The sequence below is a fragment of the Treponema denticola genome (genome assembly GCF_024400535.1).
GTDB lineage: Bacteria > Spirochaetota > Spirochaetia > Treponematales > Treponemataceae > Treponema_B > Treponema_B denticola_C.
Genome location: NZ_CP038800.1, coordinates 2,277,692 through 2,296,252 on the forward strand (window position 1 = coordinate 2,277,692; position 18,561 = coordinate 2,296,252).

Below are 18,561 nucleotides of genomic sequence, written 5' to 3' on the forward strand. Positions count from 1 at the left end.
GGATAATTTACAGGACGTACATTTTTCATCGTCTCAATGCCGGCAAAGTACCATTCCAATCCCAAACATTTGACTTCTGCGAGGATAATTTGTTTTCCAAAACTGCTGCATTTAAAGATCTACGATAAGGCCGTTGCCGGTTCTAATCAAAAAAGCGAGGCGGTAAGTTTCTCCCGAAGGCCTATCCCGAGTGATTTTCTTGATTTATTCTTCCCTGCTTTTCTAAAATTCAAAAAAAGTATATACTCAAACAGTATAAAAACCGTAAACTACGGTAAAAATTAAAGAGGTGCGTTATGGATTTATCTTATAAGCAAAAATCTGCTTGGGAGGATTTGACTAAGGCTGAACTTTCCGAATTAGGAAAACTTTCGGATAGTTATTTGGATTTTTTAAACAATGGAAAAACCGAAAGAGAATGTACTGCAGAGATTATAAAGCAGGCTAAAAAGCACGGCTTTAAGTCCCTTGAAGAAGTCGTAAAAAGCGGCTCGGCAAAAAAAGGAACAAAGGTTTATCTAAACAATAAGGAAAAATCCGTTGTTTTGATGGTTTTGGGTGATGATATTACTCAGGGTATGAATATTATCGGAGCTCATATAGACAGCCCCCGCCTCGACTTAAAGCAAATGCCTCTATTTGAAGACTCAAATATGGCTTTTTTAAAGACTCACTATTACGGCGGTGTAAAAAAATATCAGTGGACTACGATTCCTCTGGCTATTCATGGGGTTATCTTCACAAAAGAAGGAAAAAAAGTTGACATTTGCATAGGTGAAGACGAAAAAGACCCTGTTCTTTTTATAAATGACCTTTTGATACACCTTTCAAAAAAACAGCTTCAGGAAACAATGTCTGAGGGTATAACCGGCGAGCAGCTTAATATCCTTGTAGGAAATCAAAAACCCGTCTCAAAAGAAAAAAAGGACGATAAAAAAGAAGAGTCAAAAAATCCGATCAAGGACAATATTTTAAAAATCCTTAATGAAAAATACGGTATCATTGAAGAGGATTTTAGGGTTGCAGAGCTGGAAATTGTTCCTGCCGGAAAGGCCCGAAATGTAGGTTTTGACAGCTCCCTCATTGCAGGTCACGGCCATGATGACAGGGTTTGTGCTTATACAACATTAAAGGCTATTTTGGAAATAGAAGCCCCTAAAAGAACTGCTGTAGCTCTTTTTTGCCGATAAGGAAGAAATCGGTTCTGTAGGAAATACCGGTATGCAGGCTCTCTATTTTGAAAATATGGTTGCAGAAATAGCTGCCTTAAACAAAAACTATAGGGATATTGATGTTAGAAGGGCATTTGCCAACTCATATATGCTTTCGGCCGATGTTTCTGCAGGTTTCGACCCTGCCTTCCCCTCCGTTTTTGAAAAGATGAATTCGGCTTTTATAGGAAACGGTATCTGTATCAATAAGTATACGGGTTCGGGCGGCAAGGGCGGCTCAAACGATGCCAATGCAGAATTCTTACAAAAGGTAAGAAAAATCTTTGATGATAATAAGGTTGTCTGGCAGACGGCTGAGCTTGGAAAAAATAGATGCCGGCGGCGGCGGAACAATTGCTTATATTATAGCAAAATACGGTGCTGAAGTTGTAGACTGCGGTGTTCCCGTTCTTTCAATGCATGCTCCATTTGAAATTTTGAGTAAGGCCGACCTTTATATGGCCTATAAAGCTTATAGAGCTTTTTATAAATAATAATGCACATTTAACAATAGTATGTAACTTATAGTTACCAGCTTTGTTGGATATGTGTAGTCCGATTCTGTAATCCTCCTTCGTACGGAATCGGGCTTGCCCGCGCGAGCGGGCTATTTTTTTATAAACAGCCTTTTATACGGCATAAATCTAATGCACAGTCTAAAAAATAAACTCTAGCATAAAACACAAAAAAATGATATACTTTGTTTCCTACGAGCCTTTATCTTGTTTAAATAGCAATAGGGCTCTTATAAAAACTAAAGTTTTTATAGGCTATTTATAAATTATTAGGAGTTTTCATGTCTATCCTTTTTTATGCAGAACCGGTTTTAAGTCTTTTGTTTTCGATCTTATTAATTATAAAAAATACTTCAAGCCTTGCCGTAACAGCCTTGGTCTTAGGGGCGGCTTATTCTATTTGGACTGCTTTTTGTATATTTTCTTTTTTTAAAAAGAAGACCGTTAGAGACATGTTCATAATGCGTAAAACTATGGAATATGTGCCCTATATTTTTATGGCCTGCTTTATTATATCGAGGGCTGTTCAAACCGGCCAGGATAGGTCTGTGCTTGATGCAATTTTAGCCGTCTATTGGTTTGCCTTAGTTATTTATAATAGAGTGCTTTTGTTTAGATTAAAGGATAAGAGGCTTCCTAAGTATTTCCCGGAATTGCCCGCGATACCTAAGAAAAAACGTTCTCTTATTTCGGAAATTTTAGATTGGGCTGATTCTATCTTGCAGGCTGCCTGTGTAGTTCTCCTTTTTACCGTTTTTGTTTTGCAGCTCTATGTTATTCCTTCGGAATCTATGGTTCAGCAGTTTATGATAGGGGACAGGGTTGCAGGTTTTAAAGTTGCTGCAGGGCCGACCTTTCCTCTTTCTTCATTCCGGTTTCCTCAAATTTATAATTATAAGAGAGGAGATGTAGTTATAATCCGCAATCCTCATTATGAAAATGACCCGAATAACGAGCTTAAATTTTTTACATCTCAGCTGGTGCAGTACCTGACCCTCACTACGGTAAATATCAACAAGGATGAAAATGGAAAGATCAAGGCTGACCCCTTGGTAAAAAGGATTGTGGGCCTAAGCGGAGAAAAGTTAATGCTTGTAGACGGAGTGCTCTACATAAAAAAGGCCGGAGAAAAGGATTTTAAGGCCTTTGATGAAAGTGCCTATGCCGTTTGGGATTTATCCAAGCTGCCCCAGTCAAGCTTAAAATATGTAAAAGACATAAAAATGAATACCGAAGATTTAAACCGCCTTCAATCGGTAGAGGCTTGGCGGGCAAGACTTGATTTTGATGAGGCCGAAAAGGAAGCCCTTGCCCTTATAAAAAAGATGAAAGAAATAAAGTCTAAACCCGATAAGGTGTTTTCGGCCAAGGACTTTTTAAGCAAGGGGCAGTACCTTGTTACTCAAATGGCCAGAGATAACGAAGCGATAGCCTCAAAGATTTTGACGACGGACGGCGGGCTTATGTGGTTTGAGAACTTTTTAACCTCATGGAAAAAGCCGACAGAAAATAATTCCTACAACCTATACGAGATGAGAAATGCTCAACTCAATGTTCTTATTAAACTCGGATTTGGAAAGCTCCTTGTAAGAAATGCCGAACTTTATAAAGCCAATGTCAGCGATGCGGTTTTTTCTTCGGATGCGGAACGCCAAGCTATTATAAACGAGCTTGGTGAATACCTCTACTATTTAGCCCTATCATCTCAAAGGAACATGGACGAATTCCCTAAGGGTGAAGAAGAGTACATCCCCGAAAACTGCTACTTTATGATGGGCGATAACCGTTTTAATTCCACGGATATGAGGCATGAATATCAATACCACTTGGAAGCTTTGAACAAGGATGATGCTATGTCGATGATGTTTGTAACAAATGTAGCACCGCGCTATATTCATTCTTCAAGAATGCTAGGAACGGTAAATCTAATTATATTTCCCAGAGCCCGTTTCGGTTTAGTCAGATAAAACAGGATAGCTCTTTTTTACCTCCGCTTCTATTTTTCCGTTTGATGGCTGAATTAAAATTCGGCAGCCCTCTTGTACATCAGAAAAGGAGCGGACGGTTTTACCCGTTTCAGCATTGCTGACAATAGAATAGCCTCGGCTTAAAATTGCTTGAGGATTAGCTCCCTCTAAAACCTTGTTTAAAATTAAAAGCCTTTGCCTAAAATCTTTGCATCTATCCTGCATGCCGGACAATATTTTTTCTTTTGCATTATCAAACTTTAAAAGAAGAGGTTGTTGTATATTTCTAAACCGGAGTTCTAAGGCATCGGGTTTAAAATTATTCAGCATGAACCTTATTTTTTCAATACGGCTTTCAATTCTTTGCGTCAGCTCATCTCTATTTATCGCTATAGAATACATAATATCGTTTAAAATAGGGACTGCTAATTCCGCAGCTGCGGAAGGAGTAGGAGCCCTCATATCCGCCGCGAAATCCGATAGGGCCCAGTCGATTTCATGACCGACGGCTGAGATTATGGGTGTTTTACAATCTGCTATAGCCCTTACAAGCCCTTCATCCGAAAAAGGCAGAAGGTCTTCAAGGGAACCTCCGCCTCTTCCTATTATAATCACATCCCCCAGTTTTTTTTCATCTGCAATTTTGAGCTGCCTAATCAAGACAGGAGCCGCCTCATCGCCCTGGACAACGGCGGGAAGAATAACTATTCCGGTTTTTTCGTTCCGTCTTTTTATAACATTTATAATATCCCTAACAGCTGCACCGGTTGGGCTTGTAATGACAGCAATCCGATTGGGAAAGAGAGGAAGCTTTTTTTTTCTTTCAGTATCAAAAAGGCCTTCGGCAGCCAGCCTTCTTTTTCTCTCCTCAAGCATTTTTAAAATATTGCCTTCCCCTGCAAGTCCCATATCTTCTATAATAATCTGATAAGAACCCCGCTGTTCATACACGGAAATGGCCCCTTCGGCCTTTACCGTCATTCCGTCCTTGGGAATAAAACTTAAATAACGGGAGCGCCCCTTAAACATAACGGCTTGGATTGAAGCTTTTTCATCCTTGAGTGTAAAATATAGATGACCTGCACTTGAAGGACGGAAATTTGAAATTTCCCCTTCTACGGAAACATTACCGAAACCCTTTTCCAAAATAGCTTTTATTTGAGCCGTAATTTCATAGACTGAATAAGTTTTTGTCATAGCTTTTCCCTTAAAATATCATCTTTAAAATTTAATAAACTTTAGAATTTCTTAGCTCGGATTGCGTAAAGAAATTTCATTAACCTTTTTATAAAACTCTTCAAGCCTTTGAGAAATCATCCATGTGTACATCTCTTCTTGAAGGCCGGATAAAAATTTTATACCTTCATCTATTGTCTTTATTGTCCAAATATTAAACTTACCGTCCTTCACAGCTTCTTGAACTTCCTTTGATAAAAATAAATTATTTTTATTGCTAAACGGAATCATTACTCCCTGAGTACCTGTAAAGCCTAATATCTTACATGTATTAAAAAAACCTTCGATTTTTTCGGTAATGCCGCCGACAGGCTGTACCATACCGTGCTGGTTTAAGCTTCCGGTAACGGCTATATCCTGCCTCATCTCAAATCCTCCTATCGCAGAAATCAAGGCTAAAAACTCGGCACATGAAGCCGAATCGCCGTCTATGTAGCTGTAAGACTGCTCAAAGCAAATACTTGCCGAAATCGAGAGCGGAATGTCCTTTGAAAACCGCTCCCGCAAAAGGGAGGTTATTATCAGGTGAGCCTTATCATAAATTTCGCCTGAAAGGCCGGCCTCTCTTTCTATGTTTATGATTCCTCCTGTTCCGGGAGAGGCTTGTGCCGTAACGGCAACCGGCACACCGAAAGAATGATAACCTCTTTCTTCAACAGCAAGACCGTTAATCTTTGCAAGTTTTGTTCCAGATACATCTATTAATATTTCACCCAATTGGACCATTTCGGCAAATTTTTCTTCAGGAAGAGAATAAAAATAACGCCTTTTTTCTATCGTATCGTTTAGAACGGCAGCGCAAACAGTCTTTTTGTTTTGAGCTCTTGCATTAAAGTCCGCCTCGATGATTAAATCCGAAATTTTAGTAAACTGAGCCGTAAGCAAGTGTCTTGAACCTGCAAGCTCTGAGGAATAGGATATAAGACGGCTATAGCCAGAATCATCAAAGCATAGAGTCTTTTTTTCTTTACAAAGATAGTCTGTTAAATGAATCAGGGCCGATATATTTTTATCGGTTTTAGGCATCACCGAATCGAATTCTGCGCAAACCTTAAAAAGCTTATAAAAGTCCGGATCTTCTTGGTAGAGGATATCATAAGTGTATTCTCCGCCTATTATAATTACCTTAAAATTTGCAGGCAGAGCTTCCGGTTTAAATACACTGGGCGTATGATTACCTGAGGGCGGAAGTTGTATTTCAATTTTCCCCGATTGTAGAACTCTTTTTAAATAAGTCCATGAATCTTCTTCTTCAAGTAAGTCATGGAGTCTTACAATTAAGTAGCCTCCAAAAGCCCTGTGTACCGCACCTTCCCTTATGCGCAAGTGCCCGTTAATTTCGGGGGCATCGGAATCTGAGTGAGCTTCAATAGTGCCGAACAAATTGGTAAAACTAGGAAGGTTTTCGTTTATAACATAGTTTTTATCCTTATTGTTTTCACAAACAATGTTTATAAGATAACGGCCGAAAAAGTGTTTTTTAATCCTCGAAGATTTAAATTCGGAACTGTAAAGATTCATCCTATTGACTAAGTCATCCTCGGCTTTTTTTAAAAACAAAAGAAGTTTCTTATTGTCCTCATCTTGTTTTGAGCTGCCGTCTTTTGTCTTATATGAATCAACAAGTTTTCTTAATGGGTCAAAGGCTGATTTAATTATAGGCATTACCGATTCCTTTTGATGCCTTACAAGTTTATCATCCGCAGCAACCCTCTTATCCCTCAAAACGGAAAATAGTTCCGACATTTCATCAAGACAAGCATAGTATTTTTCGCGTAAAACTGCAAGTTCTTGCTCGCTAAATTTTCCTCTAGCGGCCTTAGATTGCAATTCGCTAAAAGAAATTTCTTTACCCTTGATTATCGGAATTAGATCAAGGGATTGATTGGCCTCATCTTTTATTTGTAAAACCTTAAACCCCTTGTGCAGCATCTTAGATTCAAAATCCATTAAAAGAAGATTTTCTTCATTATCGGTTTGAGTAATAATCTTTTTTTGTTCAGCCAAAAAGACCTCAGATTTTAAAAGCGCTAAGGTTTGGGCATGAATCCATCCTACGGCTTTTTTAATCTTTTTACGAAAAAGCCTCCCCTCCCCTGCCGGAAAAAAGAGAGCTATGGGCTCAATCGGCCTTCCGAAATTGTAGGCATAGGCTATATCTTGAAGTTTTGCCGCATTTGGCTTATAATTCTTTAAAAGAGATGAGAGAACGGTCCTGCGTCCTGTTCCGGGTGCGCCCATAACAAAAATGTTATAGCCCTCACCCTCGATACCGAGACCCAGCTCAATAGCCTTAAGTGCACGGTCTTGACCTAATATGGTTGAGTCGGCTCCGTTATTTTTTAGCTCCCGAATTTGGGATTCAGGGAAAGAAAATTCCAGTTCATTGAGGTTCAATTTTTCTGCAACACCGTTTGTCATACAAGCTCCTTAAACCGTATTTGTGAGGATATTATGTCTGATTTTTTTGTCGGCGAAATACTTGTTTTGCTTTTATTGATCTTACCCTTAATTCGACCATTTTCAAAAGCTCTTAAAGCAGCCGATGCCGTACCGCTGTTACCCTTTGCAGCTCTAATCATTTTGATTTTTGCAATTATTGGACAGGGCTTAATGTTCTCATTTATTCCCACAATATTGATAGTCATAATCTGTATTATAACAGAATTTGCAAGATTTGTAATGTTTTTAAGGCAGGTTCCCAATAATTTTTATACAATTCCGTCTGTTTTATTGAGAGTTTTTGTATTATTCCTTTTGGCAGGCAGCTTTTTTGCAGCTTTTTATCTTTCTCCTGAAAGAGAATATAGTGTTTCAACTTTGATTAACGAAAAAACAAATATAAACTTTTTCTTGGAAGGAATTGAAAAAGAAGCTGCCCTTTGTTATACTCCAGAACCATGTGCCGAACCTAATCAAGTTATTATTACGGTACCCTCTTTTCCCTTATCTTCAGATGAACTCGATACTTCGGGCAGATATCTTTTAGATGAAGGCTATAAGATTTCCGAGCTGATATTGGGAAAGAAAAAAGGCTTTAAGTACGGCTTTAAACGCTCTGAAATTTTTTTTGCAGTTTGGGATTCTCTTTTTAAAAATCCTAAATCCAATAAAGAAGATGGAGAACTGATTCCCGCTATAGAAGCTGTCAGCTCTTTTTATAAGGGTAAGGAACTTTTTTTATTTGCGGAAGGCGAAAGGATCACAGAACTTTGCGATTATTATAATAAAAATCCAAATGCTTTTTCCGGAGCTTTTTTTGTCCTGTCCGAAGATGATCCGCTTCCTAAAGGACTCAAAGAAGATTTATACACTGTCTTATATGAAAAAGATCTAAAATTTTCGGAAGCTTCAGCTGAATTTCCGATTTGTTTTTTGATTAAGCCAAAGGAATGTTTAGCAGCTTTTGGCGATCTACGAGGAAACGATATCTTGGCAGGTATCCTCCTCGGTTCTTCCAGAGACCTTGGAAGAGAAAACCGGCTTGAAACTCTTAGAACTTTTGAAAAATGGCTTACTTTAAGATCGAAGATTACTATAGGTCAACCGTAAAATAAGCCGAGTTTTTAAGTATTTTCTATGAAAATTTTATTTTTTTACTTGGGCATAGATAATGCCGATAATTATTTTTGAGGTGATTTTATGAATGATTTTGTCTCTTGGGATGCGAGTTACGATTTAGGTATTGAACAGGTAGATAAACAGCATAGACATTTAGTAGAGCTTATCAACGATTTGTACTGCGCGTGTTTGGGTGAAAAAGGAGCCTTAGAAGAAAAATTTAAACAGGTTATGAAAGAGCTTGTAACATATGTGATGATACATTTTAAAGACGAAGAAAAACTGATGGAAGAAATTAATTATCCGAATATAAAGGAACATAAACAATATCATGAAGACTTTGTAAGAGAAATTTTGAAATCTGTGAATGATTATCAAAACGGAAAACAACTTGTTCCGAATTACTTTGTTAGGTTTTTAAGGGATTGGCTTTTTAACCATATCTTAATAACCGACAAAGAAATGTCAAAATTTTATTTTGCGCACAAAAAATAATTTATTTTTAATCAACACCCCCAACGCAAGCGTCGGGGTATTAACCCCTCCGCACGAATAAAAAAGGGAAACCTTCCTGTAGAGGTTTCCCTTTTTTATATTACTTCCTATTGGCTAGGGCAACGATTCTGTTCATCTCGTTATTGATAATCATGTAGCCTTCGTCAACACCCATACCGGGCTTTGCAAGCTGTTGGGCGGCTCCGGCTGCAACAGAACAGTTTACGATAACCTCAGCTGAGCGGTTGGTTTCGTTACATGTTCCTCCGCAATAGGCTCCTACTCCCTTTTCTTTGCAGTAAAGGATAGCTTCAATCGTGTTGTTGATTCCGCCAAGGTCGGGGGTCTTAATCTGAATCATGTGGCCTGCACGGTTATCGGCAAAGTACTGAATGTCTTCTAGGGTATTGCACCATTCATCGGCAACAAGCTCTACCTTTACACCGTTATCGTCAAGGCTTTTTGTGAGTGCAGCAAGAACCTGCATCTGCTTTTCCCTGTCGCCCATATCCATGGGGCCTTCGATTCTAAGTTTAAAAGGAGCGGCAGCTTCTTCCAATGTTTTAAGATAGGCAGTCATCTTGGGAACATCGTTATTTGTAAAGTCTCCGATTGTGCCGTATACGTCAATGTGGAAAATAGGATTGTAGTTCTTGCAAGTTCTCATGGTTTCTACTCTGTTTTTAAGCCATTTAACATATTCCAAGAGCTTTTCGCCGTTTTTACCGGTTTTTTCTTCAACATTGTTAAAAAGACCGTGGGGGAGAACTTCTGCCTGCTTGATAATCATCTTATCGGCATTTAAGTAGCGGTCATCGCCTGACTGGGTAAAGATCGGGATTCTCTTTATTTGGCAGCCGGTCTTATATTCTTTTACAACAACTTCGGCCATCGTTATGTGCTGGGACTTTGCAACGGCATCAAGAATAGCTTGAGATATGCCGTAGCGTAAAGCCGTGTGCATTCTTTTTCCGTTTACCTTGTGCTCTTCAAAAGTCTTAGCCATTTCCCTAAAGTTTGTAATTTCTTTTCCTACAAAGAGGGGCTTTATATCCTTTTCAATTACGGGAATAAAGTCCTTTGCCAAAAATAGGGGATCGCGTCCGCCTGCTCCGGAATACTGTACAGCAGCACAGTCTCCGTATGCAACCTGTCCGTCTTCAAGAATAAACATAACGGAAATAGCTTCGCCTGCCTGTCTGATTGAGGTAAAGCCCTCGGTTACGGGTTTCCCCGTATAAAAAAATCCGTCATGACCTGCACCCATCTTGATAGCCTTTTGGTCATCAAAATAAAAACCTGTTTTGCCTTCTGCGCAAACAACATCAATAATTTTCATATTTAATACTCCTATAATTTTATCGTTTAGCCGGTCTTCCAACGAGAACACCGGAACTTACGGCATAAACATCATCAACCGACATTTGGAAATCAACTTCCCTCTTATCGGCCTTGGCCCTCTCTTCAAGTTTTCCCCTGTTAAAGTCGAGAATGTCCTTTGTAAAGGGCAGATTTCCCGGCATTAGATAGCGGATACATCCGTCATTGTCTCTGGCAGGCATTACTTTTCCGGCATTGTACTGGGAAGGAGCAAATGGAATGTCGATTACTCCGGCTTCAAAGGCCTTGATAGTGCCTTCAACCAAGTCGCCGCCTCCTATCTCATAGACTCTGTCCATAATGCATTTTGTTTCTGCCTTGATAAGCTCAATCTCTTGAGCGAGCGCCCTTGAATCGGGATAGCGCTGTCCCTTCAAAAGGTTTAGAACCATTTTGGTAGCCTTGATACCTCCTGCATTTGCTTCTTTGGTAGGAATACCGAAAGCTTCATGCGGGGTTTTAACGATTACCTTTGTAGCTCCGGAAAGGGCGGCAGTGGTACTTCCCAAGGAGATAAGACCGTAGGCTCTGGACTCATCGGCAGGGAAGCCTCCCATCCATTGATGGAAAACCGTGGTAATGCACATATCCTTGTAGCCGAATTTTTTCATGTAGTCCTTTGTAATTTCTCTTAAAGAAATAACGGCTGCAACGTCTTGCGTCATGTTTCCGCACATACCGTAACCTACGGTAATGCTCTTTACACCCTGCTCTGCGGCCAATAGAGCTTCGATAACTCCGACTGCAATGGCAACCGAAGGAGGAACAAGGGTTCCCGTAAGGGGACCGAAGGGCTCTCTATTAAGGTGAACTCCGTTTTCTTCATAAAATCCTACGAGGCGGTCGGCATATTGCCAACACATGATGCTGTGCTCGATTGAAACGGCCTTTGCATAGGGAACATTGTAGCTTATTCCTCCGCCTTCGTTAGAGGTATAACCTCCGGCGTGAATAATCTCTGAAAGAAGACGGGCATCGGGGGTTCCGTGTCTTGCCTGTAAGGGAAGATTTACAGCTTCCAAAACCTGACGGCAGGGACCTACACCCCAGTTTACTGCAGGGAATCCGTTCATAAGAGAGCGGCCTGCCTTCTTTGAAGCTTCAATACCGGCTTCACCCTCTTCATATCGGTTTTGACGCGTATAAGCGTCAATTGTGCTGGGCAAAAAGTCGGCTCCGCCTTCATCCTGTAAAAACTGCAATAGATTAATGTGTTCATCCAAAAGGGGAACACCGGCACGAGGCTGGGCCGTAGTTATACCTTCTTTGTCCGCTTGTTCAAGTTTGATTGCAAAGTTTTTTTCAGGCGGGATCTTCTTTAAATAATCGATAGACTCTTTTAAGTCAACATCCTTTCCCGTGGGCCATGTTTGGAGAATTTCTTCTCGCATCTCCATAAACTCCCCTTCGGGTATTTTTTTAATTTTCCATCTCATACTCTTGCTCCTAAATACTGTATTTTATTGTATCACAAGGATGATATAGCTTCAAGAGGTCGGAAATTATACCTTATATTTATCCACTTCTTTTAGAAGATTATCGATACTCTCCTTATTTTTTTCGGTAAAAGATTTTACCTCATAAACGGCACTGCTTATCTGCACAAAACCTGATGCAATCTCGTCCATACGGCTTTGAACATTTTGGGTTACCTTATCAAGATTTTCGGTTTCAGCCGTTACCCTTTTACTTCCTGCAAGCATTTCATCGGAGCTTCGTTTGACCGCAACAGTAACCTCATTTATTTTTTGTATCGATGTCAAAACATCATTCCCTGCATTGGATTGTTCGCTCATAGCAGCACTTACTAAAGCCGCCGAATCTTTTACCTCACCCGCATGCAAAGAAATAGCTGTAAATTTTTCTACAGCCAATGTTGCGGCTTTTGCAAGAAGCTCGATTTCGGCTGTGATTGTTTTTAATGTTGCACTGATTGTCTTTCCTTGGCTGCTTGATTCTTCGGCTAATTTTCGTATCTCATCGGCAACAACGGCAAAACCTTTTCCCGACTCCCCAGCATGAGCCGCTTCAATAGCTGCATTCATTGCAAGAAGATTTGTTTGCGATGCTATGTTTTCGATAACATTAGAAGCTTCAATCAAGTCCCCCGACTGCTCGGCTATTTGCTGAGAAATACTGTTTGCCTCGACTAAGGAATTTTTTCCATCGATTGTAGCTTCCGAGAGGCTTGTAATGGAATTATCCGCCTTTTTAACACTTTCAGTAACGGAATGGATATTGGCTACCATCTGTTCAATAGCGGCAGAAGATTCGTTTACACTTTTAGACTGTATTTCAATTTCGGAATTTAGTTTTGTTATGGATTGAATAATTTGCTCAATTGAGGCTGAGGTTTCCGCTACACTGTTAACTTGTTCTTGGGTTTTAGAATGAAGCTCATCAATAAAATCGGCTATTTGGTTTACCGAATTTTCGGTTTTTTGCATTTCGGTAAAAAGACCGTCCCCAACAGAATTCATTTTATCCGATTCTGTCTTAATTTGACCGAAAGAATTTTGCATAGCTTCCGCAGTCGAATTTAAATATTCGCCTATTTTTCCAAGTTCATCTTTTTCGTAGTTCATTCTAACGGTAAAATCACCGCGGGAGATGTGTTTAAATATGTTCCCCATTTTAATAATTCGCTTGGACATGTTCCTTATCCCTAATATGACTCCGATTATAACCAAAATTAAAACAAAAAATGTTACAACAATTGAATCTTTTGCAATATCAAATACAGAAGGCAAAAAATCTTTAATGGGAGCTATAAAAACCATTTTATACGGAAAATTGCCTGCCGCTTTTTTTTCGGCATAAATCATTTTTCCTTTTTCCTTGTCACTCCATGTTTTTATATGAGAAAATCCTTTTACCTCGCTCATTTCCGACGATAAATAATCCGATAATTTTTTACCGAAAACATCATCTCTAGAAGAAATAACGATATTTTTATTTTCATCTACAAGACATAAAATAGAGTTGTCACTTGGAAGAACTTTTTTTAATTGGCTTATGGAAGCATTTAAGTCTAAGCCTATTCCGGCAATTCCTATAATTTTCTTATTTTTATCGAAAACTTGTGAATTTATCCACAAGCCTGTCAAACCGGTCTCTTTGTTTTTATTGATAAAAAACGTTGTTTTTTCCTGCAATTTTATTGTCTTAAAAAACCATTCATCCGAGGAGTCATTTTCATTCAGCTTTCCTACCTGTATAACCCTGTTAGCATCGGACATATAATTAGTCTTACTTCCAAGACTTGCAATAAAAACCGATATGATATCGGCTCTTTCTGCAAGATTTTTAAATTTTTGCATAACATTTGTTTTGAGCTCTCCGGTTTCTTCACCGCCATTAAGCCAATCAATGAGCTCAGAATCTTCTGACCAATTTTGGGCATACAAAAAACCTTTAATAAAATTGGATTCAATGTCGATACTTGCCGAATCCAAAATTCCACGTGTATTCTTATAAAATACATGCTCAAATTTTGCCCGAACCGATAAAACATTAAAAACACTGCAAAGTCCTACAGTCAAAATTACAGCTGCCAATGTAAAAAACGTTAGTTTAAAGCGTATCGTCATAATTCCTCCATAATCACCTATAATATCCATTATATCTATATTATCAAATTTCGTCAACACAGTAAAAAATTTATCTTCTTTAATACTTGCAAAAGTCTAAAAAGTTTTATACTATGAGCACATGAAAAAGACTATTTTAATTACCGGTGCTTCAGGCTCCATGGGCTCTGAAGTTTTAAAACAAATTGCCGAAACCGGAAAACACGATATTACCGTAATCTTACGGGAAAAAAAAGCCAATATACGTTTAGCAAAATCTTTGCAAAAAAAATATCCGAATATTTTAAAAATTATCTTCGGAGACTTATCAATCTTTGCCGACTGCGAAAGAGCCGTCGAAAATGCCGATTATATAATCCATTGTGCAGCGATAATTCCTCCCGTAATCGACCACAATCCCGATGCAGGCTATAAATCAAACTTTTTGGGCACCTTAAATTTAATAAATGCCGTAAAAAAACGGCCCCAAAAAGACAGAATAAAATTTATTCATATAGGAACGGTCGCCCAATATGGGAACAGAACCTTTAAACACCCATGGATAAGAACCGGAGACCCTTTAATAGGTTCAGCCTTTGACTTTTACGGTGCTACGAAGATTATGGCCGAGAGGGAAGTAATAGAATCGAGCTTAAAATATTGGGCTTCTTTAAGGCAGTCGGGAGTTTTATACGATGATATTATGCTTAAAAACATGGATGACGGCCTTATGTTCCACACAGGCTGGAATACTCCAATCGAATGGGCAACAGCCCGCACCTCAGGTCTCATGCTTAAAAACCTCATCGAAAAAGATACAGGCGGCACCTTACCCGAAGATTTTTGGAAGAAGGTCTACAATATAGGAAACGGAAAAGAAGCACGGGTTACCGGTTATGAAACCCTCGACCGAGGCTTTAAGCTCATGGGCAGATCGGCAAAGGAGATTTTTAAGCCCCATTGGAATGCGGCCCGCAATTTTCACTGCGGCTGGTTCTATGATTCACGTATTTTAAATGATTATCTTGACTTTCAATATGAAGGCTTTGAGGACTTTTTTAAAAAACTCGATAAAAAGTTTTGGTATTTTAAGCTGGGAAAACCATTTCCGCGTCTTATTAGAAAATTTGCCATAGAACCTCTTTTAAAAACAAGCAATGCTCCTCTCTATTGGGTTAAGCACAATTTTGAAGGCAGAATAAGGGCTTTTTTCGGCTCGAAAGAAGATTTTGAAAAAATCCCTCAAAAGTGGAAAGAATACAACCTTTTATCGGAAAACAAAAATCCGAAAACGGGAGAAATGCTGAACTATTCCGAATTAAAAGATGAAAAAAAAGCCGCTTCTTTTTTGCTGAATCACGGCTATGACGAATCCAAAAAAGAAAACGAACTCGATATAAGCGATGTACGTGAGGCTGCCCGTTTTAGGGGCGGCGAATGCTTAAGCACCGAAATGAAAAAGGGAGACCTCTACACTCCGCTTGAATGGAGCTGTTCTTACGGCCACAAATTTAAAGCGAGCCCCTTCCTCGTTCTAAAAACAGGGCACTGGTGTCCCGAATGTGCATGTCCCCCATGGAATTTTGATGAACAGGCAAAGAAGGTTCCTTTTTATGCACAAATTTGGTATGACGATCACAGCCCCGATGAAAACAATTTTTATGATAAGGACTGCTTTAGGGATATTTTAACTTCTAATTCTGCAATCTCCTGAAACGGTTTTTATAAAAAATCGCGGGCTGTCCGTTTTATAGACATCGTATATTTTCTTTTCGGCGGAAGAGCCGGTAAAATAATTTTTATAATCACCCGAAGATGAATTAAAATCGCATGAAAAGCCGGTTATATCTTTAGGTAAATATATTGAAAAGTCTCCTGAAGTACTGTTAAATGTAGAATCGTTTTTAGGTGCGGATAAAAACCTTAATTTAAAATCTCCCGATACGGAAGTTCCGGTAAACCCGCAAATAGATGCTTCACCTTTTATGTCGCCTGAACTTGTATTAAATTCAAATTGATTTTCAATCTTGGAATTTCTAAAAATCACATCACCACTGACACTTTTAAAATGTAAATTCTTTAGTGTAATGTCATAAATCCTAATATCCGAAGAAGAGCTTTCGATAAATGCACTTATTGTATTTTCAGCCATACCGTTTCCGGTATTCTTTGCAACATATAACTCGGCACTCGGTATGGAGATTTCGATTCTATTCGAATAATTCCAACCGAAAAAAAATCTTTTTTTTTCATTTTTAGAAGCCGTAATAAGGATGTCTTCATTTTCTTTTTTTATTTCGGGAGGTTTTTTATTTTCTTCGATGCCGATAATTTTTACTATAATTTTATCATCGTTACTCGGAATAAATTTTATGTCTTCACTTATAAGCGATGCTTTTATAGAACGTATTTCGTTTATATCAAATTGCATTTCTTTTAACACGGAAGTATGTGGATTAAATTTTCCGTTTATAATGCCGAACCTCATAAAATCTTTATATCCCGACCGGTTAAATCTGCGTAATTCATTTGTAAAAAAAGCAATAACTGCAAAAGCCAAACAAAACCATGCAAGTGCCAAAATAATATTTTTTTTCATTTGCTTTCCTCATCTTTATAATTAGACCAAATAATAAGCAATTTTACGCCTTGCCAAACAGCTACGGCGGCAATAAAAATAAGCCATGAAATATGCCATGCGTGTGTGTAAAAACTTACCGCCAAATAAACGAGCGGAACTAATGTCCAATAAAATTTTTCAAGCGATGTTAAAAAATAGTTTTTATTAGTCCCGTAATTATCATACGAAAATACTTTTTCTTCTTTTTTGAAATAAGATTGAACTTCACTTGGAGTACTCATATTTGCGTAAATTAAAATGGAGGTTGCAACAGCCGCCATAGAAAGCAGCAGCACAACACCAATATTGTCATAATGAAATGTTGACAGAAAAATAAGCACGGCAGGCGAAAGAATATACAGTGCTACGGCAATTGAGGTAAGAAAGCCCTTCCGTTTGCGTTCTTTATCGATTTTTTCGGTAATCTCTTTATTCGGTAAAACCGTTTTAATAAGTTCATCGACATCTCCAAGTCCTGCAATAGCAAACCCGTAAGCCTCATGTTCGGATTTGCCTTCTGCGAGCAATGCTTCAAACCTATCATTTAAGTTTGCCAAAATTTCATTCCGCAGCTCAATAGCTTTGCGGCTTTGAGGGACTCCTTCAAAAAGAAGCCCTACATAGTTTTTAATTTTTTCGTTCATTTTCTTCTCCTATCCATATAATCCCTATAATTCAAGTAAACCGGAAATAGCAGCGGAAAATTCTTCCCAATCGTTTACATTTTCACGGTACAACTTTTTCCCCGTTTTTGTGATTGAATAATACCGCCTTCGGGCACCCGTATCGCCATCACCCCAATAGGAAGTTAAAAGTCCTGCCGCTTCCAACCGTCTAAAGGCAGTGTACAATGTTGCTTCGGTAAGTTGAAATAAGGATGAACTCTTTTGATGAATTTGTTTATTTATTTCATAACCGTAACTGTCCTTAGAATACAGCCGGCCTAAAATAAGCGTATCGGTAAGTCCGCGTAATATCTCCTGCTTGTTTAACATAAGTATATTATAATATAATATACATAACCTGTCAAGGTATCTAAAGCAAATTAGGCAATAAGAATTTTTATATCAGTTTTTTCCTTTTAAACCAGCAAAGTCCTAAAACAACGATGGCAATACTCAGTATTATAACCGTAATATAGCCGTACTTCCATGAAAGTTCGGGCATGTGGGTAAAGTTCATACCGTACCAGCCCGCTACAAGAGTCAGAGGAAGAAAGATTGTAGTTACTACCGTAAAGATTTTCATAATCTTATTTAGGTGCAGGTCCAGCTGAGCTTGATAGGATTCCCGTAGCTGATTTGAATACTCCCGTAAAATACGGATATTTGCTCCATAACGCTCTACCCTTTTGGAAAGCAGGTTTATGATTGTCAATTCTTCTTCGGTAAAAATTTCGTTTTCGTTTTCGGCCAGCTCCTGGCAAAAATCTTCCAACTGATCATAATAGCTAAAGAGGGTTAAAAGCTCATTGTTGATATTTGAAAGCTCCGATTCAAAGTTACTGTCTTCTTCTATTTTTTCCCAAACCCTCATTTCCAGTTCCGATATTTTTTTTCTAAAACGGTAATAGACGCCGGCATGGGACTTGATAAGCTCTTTAAAAAAACGGTTAAGAATACGCGGAATGTTTCTTTCACGAACTATAGTTTGCTGTAAGGCAGCTTCAAAAGCTTTTTGAGCGGAGTAATCCTTGTCGATAATTTCTATGGCCAAAAAAAGATTTTTTGATATATAAAGCCCTATCGTATCGCGGTCTTTAAAAATGTTTTCCATTTCGACTATATTTATAACGCCGAAACTGTAGTCTTCCCAAACACCCAGGGTATTTTGTTGGGAAAAATCGCTGCATTGCTCGATAAAAAGAGGATCAAGGCCTAAAAGCCCTTGAAGCTCGATGAGTTCTTTAAATTTTATATAGCCCGCAACAGGTCCCGTTATTTTTTCGGTCCGAGGATCAATCGGCGTCAATTCTGCATCTAATTTTACAAACATATCTTAGCTTAT

The 18,561-nt window shown here is 38.7% G+C and carries 13 protein-coding genes and 1 pseudogene; 5 read left to right on the top strand and 9 right to left on the bottom strand.

Annotation, left to right across the window (positions count from 1 at the left end; genetic code table 11):
- Window positions 1-296: 296 nt before the first annotated feature.
- Together E4N78_RS10680 and lepB are read left to right on the top strand one after the other, a co-directional pair.
- Window positions 297-1,705: pseudogene (locus E4N78_RS10680) on the top strand (aminopeptidase).
- A 302-nt stretch (window positions 1,706-2,007) separates the two neighbouring features.
- Window positions 2,008-3,693, top strand: a complete 1,686-nt coding sequence (lepB, locus tag E4N78_RS10685) for a signal peptidase I (RefSeq protein ID WP_255810534.1) — start codon at window positions 2,008-2,010, stop codon at window positions 3,691-3,693.
- Here lepB and xseA read toward each other — a convergent pair.
- Window positions 3,682-4,890: an exodeoxyribonuclease VII large subunit gene (gene xseA / locus E4N78_RS10690; protein ID WP_255810535.1), complete on the bottom strand. Its 1,209-nt coding sequence runs from the start codon at window positions 4,888-4,890 to the stop codon at window positions 3,682-3,684. The genes lepB and xseA overlap by 12 nt on opposite strands.
- Before the next feature lie 51 nt (window positions 4,891-4,941).
- The gene (locus tag E4N78_RS10695) at window positions 4,942-7,350 is read right to left on the bottom strand and encodes a Lon protease family protein (RefSeq protein WP_255810536.1); all 2,409 of its coding nucleotides are present in this window, start codon (window positions 7,348-7,350) and stop codon (window positions 4,942-4,944) included.
- A 33-nt stretch (window positions 7,351-7,383) separates the two neighbouring features.
- On the opposite strand from E4N78_RS10695, the gene E4N78_RS10700 reads away from it, so the two are divergent.
- Both E4N78_RS10700 and E4N78_RS10705 read left to right on the top strand, forming a co-directional pair.
- Window positions 7,384-8,481, top strand: a complete 1,098-nt coding sequence (locus E4N78_RS10700; protein ID WP_255810537.1) for a hypothetical protein — start codon at window positions 7,384-7,386, stop codon at window positions 8,479-8,481.
- 90 nt (window positions 8,482-8,571) lie between these two features.
- A complete protein-coding gene (locus tag E4N78_RS10705) occupies window positions 8,572-8,985 on the top strand; it encodes a bacteriohemerythrin (protein ID WP_255810538.1) in 414 nt (137 codons plus the stop codon).
- 100 nt (window positions 8,986-9,085) lie between these two features.
- Here the strand turns inward: E4N78_RS10705 and E4N78_RS10710 are convergent, their stop codons facing one another.
- From E4N78_RS10710 to E4N78_RS10720, 3 genes are all read right to left on the bottom strand, one after another.
- Window positions 9,086-10,324 carry a methylaspartate ammonia-lyase gene (locus E4N78_RS10710; protein ID WP_002691025.1) on the bottom strand — a complete coding sequence of 413 codons (1,239 nt, stop codon included), beginning with the start codon at window positions 10,322-10,324 and terminating at the stop codon, window positions 9,086-9,088.
- Window positions 10,325-10,343: 19 nt separating this feature from the next.
- On the bottom strand, window positions 10,344-11,801 hold the full coding sequence (locus tag E4N78_RS10715; protein ID WP_255810539.1) for a methylaspartate mutase subunit E: 1,458 nt from the start codon (window positions 11,799-11,801) through the stop codon (window positions 10,344-10,346).
- Window positions 11,802-11,867: 66 nt separating this feature from the next.
- Window positions 11,868-14,015: a methyl-accepting chemotaxis protein gene (locus E4N78_RS10720; RefSeq protein ID WP_255810540.1), complete on the bottom strand. Its 2,148-nt coding sequence runs from the start codon at window positions 14,013-14,015 to the stop codon at window positions 11,868-11,870.
- 61 nt (window positions 14,016-14,076) lie between these two features.
- On the opposite strand from E4N78_RS10720, the gene E4N78_RS10725 reads away from it, so the two are divergent.
- Window positions 14,077-15,648 carry an NAD-dependent epimerase/dehydratase family protein gene (locus E4N78_RS10725; protein ID WP_255810541.1) on the top strand — a complete coding sequence of 524 codons (1,572 nt, stop codon included), beginning with the start codon at window positions 14,077-14,079 and terminating at the stop codon, window positions 15,646-15,648.
- On the opposite strand, the gene E4N78_RS10730 is transcribed toward E4N78_RS10725, so the two are convergent.
- From E4N78_RS10730 to E4N78_RS10745, 4 genes are all read right to left on the bottom strand, one after another.
- Window positions 15,622-16,533: a DUF4097 family beta strand repeat-containing protein gene (locus E4N78_RS10730; protein ID WP_255810542.1), complete on the bottom strand. Its 912-nt coding sequence runs from the start codon at window positions 16,531-16,533 to the stop codon at window positions 15,622-15,624. The genes E4N78_RS10725 and E4N78_RS10730 overlap by 27 nt on opposite strands.
- Window positions 16,530-17,198, bottom strand: coding sequence for a permease prefix domain 1-containing protein (locus tag E4N78_RS10735; protein WP_255810543.1), 669 nt, complete (start codon window positions 17,196-17,198; stop codon window positions 16,530-16,532). The genes E4N78_RS10730 and E4N78_RS10735 overlap by 4 nt, the downstream gene beginning before the upstream one ends.
- A 24-nt stretch (window positions 17,199-17,222) precedes the next feature.
- On the bottom strand, window positions 17,223-17,549 hold the full coding sequence (locus tag E4N78_RS10740; RefSeq protein ID WP_002670505.1) for a PadR family transcriptional regulator: 327 nt from the start codon (window positions 17,547-17,549) through the stop codon (window positions 17,223-17,225).
- Between the two features lie 67 nt (window positions 17,550-17,616).
- The gene (locus tag E4N78_RS10745; protein ID WP_255810544.1) at window positions 17,617-18,549 is read right to left on the bottom strand and encodes a magnesium transporter CorA family protein; all 933 of its coding nucleotides are present in this window, start codon (window positions 18,547-18,549) and stop codon (window positions 17,617-17,619) included.
- Between the last annotated feature and the right edge of the window lie 12 nt (window positions 18,550-18,561).

Excerpts from the sequence above, each read along its gene's own strand:
- lepB (WP_255810534.1), top strand. The coding sequence starts at position 2,008 with ATGTCTATCCTTTTTTATGCAGAACCGGTTTTAAGTCTTTTGTTTTCG.
- xseA (WP_255810535.1), bottom strand. The coding sequence starts at position 4,890 with ATGACAAAAACTTATTCAGTCTATGAAATTACGGCTCAAATAAAAGCT.
- E4N78_RS10695 (WP_255810536.1), bottom strand. The coding sequence starts at position 7,350 with ATGACAAACGGTGTTGCAGAAAAATTGAACCTCAATGAACTGGAATTT.
- E4N78_RS10700 (WP_255810537.1), top strand. The coding sequence starts at position 7,384 with ATGTCTGATTTTTTTGTCGGCGAAATACTTGTTTTGCTTTTATTGATC.
- E4N78_RS10705 (WP_255810538.1), top strand. The coding sequence starts at position 8,572 with ATGAATGATTTTGTCTCTTGGGATGCGAGTTACGATTTAGGTATTGAA.
- E4N78_RS10710 (WP_002691025.1), bottom strand. The coding sequence starts at position 10,324 with ATGAAAATTATTGATGTTGTTTGCGCAGAAGGCAAAACAGGTTTTTAT.
- E4N78_RS10715 (WP_255810539.1), bottom strand. The coding sequence starts at position 11,801 with ATGAGATGGAAAATTAAAAAAATACCCGAAGGGGAGTTTATGGAGATG.
- E4N78_RS10725 (WP_255810541.1), top strand. The coding sequence starts at position 14,077 with ATGAAAAAGACTATTTTAATTACCGGTGCTTCAGGCTCCATGGGCTCT.
- E4N78_RS10730 (WP_255810542.1), bottom strand. The coding sequence starts at position 16,533 with ATGAAAAAAAATATTATTTTGGCACTTGCATGGTTTTGTTTGGCTTTT.
- E4N78_RS10735 (WP_255810543.1), bottom strand. The coding sequence starts at position 17,198 with ATGAACGAAAAAATTAAAAACTATGTAGGGCTTCTTTTTGAAGGAGTC.
- E4N78_RS10740 (WP_002670505.1), bottom strand. The coding sequence starts at position 17,549 with ATGTTAAACAAGCAGGAGATATTACGCGGACTTACCGATACGCTTATT.
- E4N78_RS10745 (WP_255810544.1), bottom strand. The coding sequence starts at position 18,549 with ATGTTTGTAAAATTAGATGCAGAATTGACGCCGATTGATCCTCGGACC.